Source organism: Gemmatimonadota bacterium (genome assembly GCA_026706845.1).
Taxonomy (GTDB): Bacteria; Latescibacterota; UBA2968; order UBA2968; family UBA2968; genus VXRD01.
The window spans coordinates 1-6934 of sequence record JAPOXY010000084.1 but is presented as its reverse complement, the minus strand read 5'-3'; the positions used below and the strand labels follow the sequence as shown (position 1 = coordinate 6934).

Below are 6934 nucleotides of genomic sequence, written 5' to 3'. Positions count from 1 at the left end.
ACCCTGCTGGGTACTCGGGCAGCGATAATTGCCGTCATTGACATTAAAAATGGACTCGTGTACAACTCGTCCCCGCACATCGTATCGATCGCGCCCCTCGCCGTAATACACATTGAACTGCGCAGTCGTCTCGGCGTGGTGAATCAAGCGCTCGAGCAGCGAAATTGCGAGGTCATTCTCCCCCATTAAAACGTGACCGAGATCGTGTGCCACAGCCAGTGCGCGACACGACCTGATCGTGTCTGAAAACAGGGAATGCGGTCCATTAAACGAATGAATATACCCTTTGCCATCACCAATGGTCGTCCAGCGAGCAGCCTGAACAGCGCCAGAGGCTTTGAGTGCCAGTTCGTAAAAGTGTCGTTCCCACTCATTTTCCTCGAGCGTTCCTTCTCGCATCAATCGCCGCAAATTCCCATAGGTCGATACATTGTTAAATCCGTGATCGTGTACCCCAATATGCGTCACATGAGACGCCATGTGCTCAATCGTGCCCTTGCGCCCAATCTGCAGCAGATCTTTTTCCCGCGTGATTTCATATCCCAAAATGGCGCATCCAAATTGAAATCCCTGCGTCCACTCGGTCCACCCCCGGGTGGTGTATTTACCGCCTTCTGTAAATACTGGCGTTCCCCGGTCTGAATCCCACGTCGAATCGATACTCCGAATTTTCTGTGTAGCCAGTTCAAAAAAACGATTCAGCCTGACTTTCAGGTCGCCAGGCTGAATATTGACATCCACCTTCATCCCACCTCCAATGATTTTTTACCCTCGATTTACTGCTCCTGCAAAATCGATATCTGCACGGGTGACGGCATTTTCGCTGTGGGTCGTCACCGTGACCGTAAGAGTTTTTGTTCGGCTGTTGAGGCCGATATCCGAATGGTGATTATTTTCATCCATAATCTCCGTCAGCCTGCGCACAAAAGCCATAGTTGGCACAAATTTCTCAAAATGCCAAACGCGCTGCAATTCTTTTGTGTCTTCCAAATATTCCCATCCTTCGAGATCGGCAACCTCTGCGCGAATCTCGTCTTCGGTCAACAGGGTTTTGTCTTCAATAGCCATCGTGATAACTCCTTGGTGATAAGTAAATGGATACGTGGCAATATATGCGAAAAAAGAATATCGTCAACAGTGGATAGATCTGTCCGATTTCACTGCTGCAAACCGGCTAATTCAAGAGCGCTCTGATAACATTGAGGCGTATTGATATTCATCAAAAATTGGAGGTTGGGATCAATCCGTGCGAGTGCGTCTTGTGCAACGGCCTGGATGCTGCATACATCGACCAGTGCCAAAAGCCGTCGTTCTCCTTTTTCGAGTAGCAATTTGGCCTTTCTCCAGATAGCAGTTTGATAAAGCGCGCACAAAGGATAGAACTGTTCATTTATACGGGGAATGACAATCTCTGACTCTGTTGTCCTGTGCGATTTCAGGCATTGGATCAATTCATTATTGATAAATGGCATGTCGCAACCCGTCACCAGTGCCCATTCGGAGACACCTTCGACATGTTTTAACCCTGTCATCAGTCCCATTAACGGACCTTGATTGGCAACGGGATCGCATATAGATAACACCTGGGGTATGTCTGGCAAGTCTTGTCCGGGCGCACCCACAATCGCAATTGGGCAAACAGTTCCCCTCAGATTTCTGACACTTCGCTGAAGCAGGGTTTCACCGCCAAAGGACAAGCTATACTTGGGTTTGCCCATTCGCCTGCTTTCACCGCCTGTAAGGATGATTCCAGAGCTATTCATAGCAAAAAAAGGCCGCTTTCGCATGCCTTTCTTTTTTATTCAATACCGAGACTCTCGGCTTCTTCAGATGTGTAATATCTGATGCCTTTGGCTTCCAATTTCTTACGCGCTCTTTTGCCCCTTTTGCCACCCCGCCTCACCTGCGTAAGTAAACGTCTGGTTTCCTCGAGATCTTTATTTACGTAACTGGACTTCAAAACGCAACCTCCTTCTGTTGAACCTGGCGGGCCTTCCATATCACACTTAAGAGAAAAAATATATATAAAGATACTCCTAAGCGCAAATTGGCATATACAAATTCTTATATGTATCTTAAAATATATGTTGACACTGGATATGAATAGACTATTTTATAAGCGAACCATTCGAAATCAAGGACCGCCCTCTCTCCCATATTTCTACTCAACACCACATTTCTCCTCCGTTTTCTCAAAGGAGTTTTTTTATGCTATCTAAGACGCATTTTAGATCTCTTGTCTTTTGCATTGTTGTTTTACTTGCAATGAGTGGCTCTGCCGTATCACAGGAAGAGGAAAAGCCACGTACCGAAAGCGCGGATACAACAGCTGTCTTACCCCCGCTGACAGACATACTCGAAGAAGTGGTCATACTCGAAGAATTGGTGGTTATTGGTACCCGCGCACAACCGCGTTCTGTCGCGGAATCCGCCGTGCCCATCGATGTTGTTACCGGCGAAGATTTTGTCAAACAAGGCGATACAGATGTACAAAATCTTCTGAGAGATATGGTGCCTTCTTACAATGTGAATACAAACCCGATTAGCGATGCCTCCACCGTCGTGCGGCCTCCCAGTATGCGTGGGTTGGCACCCGACCATACGCTGGTCCTCATCAATGGCAAACGCCGCCATCGCGCCGCTGTTATTCACTGGATAACCAATGGTGTCGCCGACGGCGCCCAGGGGCCAGACATAGCCCCCATCCCCTCTATTGCCATCAAGCGCGTGGAAGTCCTGCGCGATGGCGCGTCTGCGCAGTACGGTTCTGACGCCATTGCTGGCGTGTTGAATTTTGAGCTTAAAGACAGTCACAAAGGCGGTTCTTTTGAGGTCAAACCAGGTGTTTTTCAGCAAGGCGATGGTTTCGCCTATGCTTTTGCTGGCAATATCGGCCTGGGCACGCCAGATGCCTGGGTCAACTTCAGCGTTGAATATGGCAATGAGGATGAGACCGACCGTTCCGTGCAACGCGACGATGCCGCGCGTCTGATCCGCGTGGGCAATACCCGTGTGGAAAATCCCGCACAAATTTGGGGTCAGCCCTACATTAGAGACGACCTGAAATTCTTTGTCAACTACGGTATTAACATCAACGACGATGTCAAATTATACGGACATGGCAACTATGCGAGCAAGGAAGTTGAAGGCGGTTTCTACTTCCGAAATCCCAATACGCGAGGTGGCGTATTCAGGGGACCCGTAATGATTTGGGACGGCACCACCTATTATCATCCGGACAAAGCTGCTGAACTGGGTATTGTGGATGGTGTAAACGGAACAGCGACAGCGACATTGCTCGTCGGTAATCTGAGTCAGGTTCTCGAACCGTCCGGAGATACTGGTCTTAGAATTCCCCAGGAGTTCATCGTGCCCATCGTTTGCCATGTGCCGGATGCCGCAGCCTTACAACGCGTTTTTGACAACTCCGATTGGTTCACCTTCCAGGAACTCTTTCCCGGTGGCTTCACCCCCCGATTTGGCGCATTTATGGATGACCGCGCCTTTCTGGCGGGTATCAAGGGATCGCAAGGGTTGCTGACCTGGGATCTCAGCGCGTCTTATGGGCGCAACGAAGCCGATTACTTCATCTTCAATACCGTGAATTCCTCTTTGGGCCCCAACCAACCCTGGCCCAATGGACCACAAGTTGATCCCAGTCACGAAGATGCACCGTATTTTGATCCTGGAACCTATATCCAGACAGATACCAATTTCAACTTCGATATCACCTATCCGTTTAGCGAGCAGTTTTTCTTTGCCGCCGGCCTTGAATACCGCACGGAAAATTTTGAAATTGTGCAGGGACAACGAGAATCCTGGGTTAAAGGTCCGCTGGCAGAGTATGGTTTTACTGTCGCGTCCAACGGGTTCTCGGGGTTTGGTGAAATTGCCGCAGGCACCTGGAGTCGCTCTAACTGGGCTGTTTATGGAGACGCCGAATTTAATCCGCAGGAGAACTGGCTGCTCGGCGCTGCGGCGCGCTTTGAAAATTTTGATGATTTTGGTTCCACAACCAATTTCAAAGTGGCGACCAATTACGGGCTTAACGAAAATACAAAAGTGCGCGGCAGTTTCAGTACCGGCTTCAGAGCACCCACGCCGGGACAACAAAATGCGTTTAACGTATCTACGATCTTCGATCCCACAATCGGTGATTTGACAAATGACGGCACAATTCCATCGAACAATCCCGTCGCACAATCCAAGGGTGGTGAGCCGCTCGATTCCGAAAAATCGACCAATATCTCGGCTGGTATTGTTTTTGAAATTCCCGTTTTTCCCGTGGATACCGGTATTCCCCCAGTCAATATTACGGTGGACTATTTCCACATTTTGGTGAAGGGACGCTTGACGCTCTCGCAAAATTTCTCCCTGACCCCAGCAGAAGTCGATGAACTGCTCAAGGCGGGTATCACGGCTGCGAATTTTATTACAAATTTCAAATTTTTCGTCAATGACTTTGACACCAAAACCCAGGGTGTTGACATCGTTCTCACAGCTCCGGTGTGGTGTGATGGGCAACTGAGTCTGGCGTATAATGCTACGAATACCGAAGTGACCAAACACAATCTGGAGACCCTGGGTGCTCAAAGGATTCGAGAATTGCAAGAGGGTCTTCCCAAACACCGAGGGAATCTGACGATCATCCAACCGTTGAACGATATGCTTGAGGTACTGGGACGCCTCCGGTATTACAGTTCGTGGTACGATCAAGAAGATGACTTCGTTTATGGTGACGAATGGATACTGGACGCCGAAGTTAGTTATACCGTTGCCGAGCACTCAACGGTAACCGTTGGCGGTCAGAACATTCTCGATATCTATCCCGATATCAATCCCAGTGCAAGGAGCGGTTCGGGCCATTTGTACAGCCAGTACAGCCCATTCGGTTTTAGCGGCGCATTCTGGTATGCCAAATACAACTTCAGCTTTTAGGTCGTAGTTCAAAGGATTGTTCACCCAATAGCAAAGAAGCCGCGTTAAAAAACGCGGCTTCTTTTTTTTCTGGCACTTTGGGCAACGTTGATTTATTTTTTCTAAACTGGAATGCGTACAGTCTAAAATCGTATCTCTTCCCCGTGTTCATACACACAAAGGAGTTTTTTTATGCAACATAAAACCCATTTGAAGTCTCTCGCCCTTGCCCTCGTTGCCCTGCTTGTGATGAGTGGCACTATCGTATCACAAGAAACGCCTCGTTCCGAAGGCGCGGATACCACATCTGTTGTCCCCCCGCTTTCCGACATACTCGAAGAAGTGGTCATACTCGAAGAATTGGTAGTCATAGGTACTCGCGCACAACCGCGTTCTGTCACCGAATCTGCGGTGCCCATCGATGTGGTTACCGGCGAAGATTTTGTCAAGCAAGGCGGTAGCGATGTGCAGGATCTTCTGAGAAATGTCGTACCCTCTTATAACGTCAACCTTCAGCCGATTAGCGATGCGGCAACCGTCGTGCGACCGCCGAATCTGCGAGGGCTGGCACCCGACCACGCGCTGGTACTCGTCAACGGCAAGCGACGCCACCGCGCCTCTGTGATTTACTGGCTGGGCAATGGTCTCTCCAATGCCGCGCAAGGTCCCGACATATCCGCTATCCCGAGTATTGCCCTCAAGCGCGTGGAAGTCCTGCGCGATGGCGCGTCCGCGCAATACGGCTCTGACGCTATTGCCGGCGTGTTGAATTTTGAACTCAAAGACAATTATGAAGGTGGATCTATTGAAATCAAGCCCGGTATTTTCCGGCAAGGGGATGGTGGCACTTACGCCTTAGCTGGCAATATCGGCCTGGGTACGCCAGATACATGGATTAACCTCAGTGTGGAATACGGCAATACAGATGAAACCGACCGCTCTATCCAGCGAGACGATGCCGCGCGTTTGATCCGCGTGGGCAATACCCATGTGAATGATCCCGCACAACCCTGGGGGCAACCCTTTGTTCGAGACGACCTGAAAATTTTTGCCAACTACGGTGCCACCATTAACGACAATATCGAATTCTACGGGCACGGCAACTATGCGAGCAAACAGGTCGAAGGCGGGTTTTACTTCCGCAATCCCAATACGCGCGGTGCCGTATATCAGGGGCCCGTATTGATGTGGGACGGCACCGACTATTATACTCAGTCCGAAGCGGAGAAACTGGGTATTGTCCATGGCGTAAACGGGACACTGACAGCGACATTGCTCGTTGGCAATATGAGCGGTGGCGATGTGCCCGTGGTGCCCATAAGCTGTTCAGTGCCGGATGCAGCCGCCTTAAGACAGGTTTTTGACGATCCCAATTTATTCACATTCCAGGAGCTCTTTCCCGGCGGGTTCACCCCCCGATTTGGCGCGGATACAGAAGACCGCGCCTTTTTGGCGGGTATTAAGGGCTCGACGCAATCGCTGCTGACCTGGGACCTCAGCGCATCTTATGGGCGTCACCACTCCGATTTCTTCATTTTCAATACCGTGAACGCCTCCCTCGGTCCCAATACACCGACAGAATTTAATCCCGGAGACTATATCCAGACGGATACCAATTTCAACTTTGATATAACCTATCCGTTTAGTGAGCAATTTTTCTTCGCATCCGGCCTCGAATATCGCATTGAAAACTTTGAAGTTGTGCCCGGACAGCGCGAGTCTTTTGAAATAGGCTCCCTGGCGAGCCAAGGATTTAGCTCGGCTTCCAACGGCTTCCCCGGTTTCGGCGATATTGCATCCGGGAATTGGAGCCGCTCCAACTGGGCGATTTATGGAGATGCCGAATTTAGCCCACAGGAAAACTGGTTGCTCGGCGCAGCCCTGCGTTTTGAAAACTTTGAGGATTTTGGTTCCACAACCAATTTCAAGGTGGCGACCAATTACGAGGTAAATGAAAATGTGAAAGTGCGCGGCAGTTTTAGCACGGGCTTTAGAGCACCCACGCCGGGGCAGCAAA

The 6934-nt window shown here is 49.9% G+C and carries 6 protein-coding genes; 2 read left to right on the top strand and 4 right to left on the bottom strand.

Translation table 11 applies throughout. The annotated features are described in order from the left end of the window. From OXG87_08580 to OXG87_08565, 4 genes are all read right to left on the bottom strand, one after another. Window positions 1-747, bottom strand: a 747-nt coding sequence (locus tag OXG87_08580; GenBank protein ID MCY3869601.1) for a glycosyl hydrolase, incomplete at its 3' end; no start/stop codon positions are given. Between the two features lie 18 nt (window positions 748-765). Further along, window positions 766-1068 carry a 4a-hydroxytetrahydrobiopterin dehydratase gene (locus OXG87_08575; GenBank protein ID MCY3869600.1) on the bottom strand — a complete coding sequence of 101 codons (303 nt, stop codon included), beginning with the start codon at window positions 1066-1068 and terminating at the stop codon, window positions 766-768. 89 nt (window positions 1069-1157) lie between these two features. After that, window positions 1158-1763, bottom strand: a complete 606-nt coding sequence (locus OXG87_08570) for a molybdenum cofactor guanylyltransferase (GenBank protein ID MCY3869599.1) — start codon at window positions 1761-1763, stop codon at window positions 1158-1160. Window positions 1764-1798: 35 nt separating this feature from the next. Then, window positions 1799-1960: a hypothetical protein gene (locus OXG87_08565; protein ID MCY3869598.1), complete on the bottom strand. Its 162-nt coding sequence runs from the start codon at window positions 1958-1960 to the stop codon at window positions 1799-1801. A 248-nt stretch (window positions 1961-2208) separates the two neighbouring features. On the opposite strand from OXG87_08565, the gene OXG87_08560 reads away from it, so the two are divergent. Beyond that, the gene (locus OXG87_08560) at window positions 2209-4938 is read left to right on the top strand and encodes a TonB-dependent receptor (GenBank protein ID MCY3869597.1); all 2730 of its coding nucleotides are present in this window, start codon (window positions 2209-2211) and stop codon (window positions 4936-4938) included. A 171-nt stretch (window positions 4939-5109) separates the two neighbouring features. Next, window positions 5110-6934: TonB-dependent receptor (locus tag OXG87_08555; GenBank protein MCY3869596.1), on the top strand; the 1825-nt coding region annotated here is incomplete at its 3' end.

What these genes read in the sequence shown, in the direction of transcription:
- OXG87_08575 (MCY3869600.1), bottom strand. Translation starts at nt 1,068, where the DNA reads ATGGCTATTGAAGACAAAACCCTGTTGACCGAAGACGAGATTCGCGCA.
- OXG87_08560 (MCY3869597.1), top strand. Translation starts at nt 2,209, where the DNA reads ATGCTATCTAAGACGCATTTTAGATCTCTTGTCTTTTGCATTGTTGTT.
- OXG87_08570 (MCY3869599.1), bottom strand. Translation starts at nt 1,763, where the DNA reads ATGAATAGCTCTGGAATCATCCTTACAGGCGGTGAAAGCAGGCGAATG.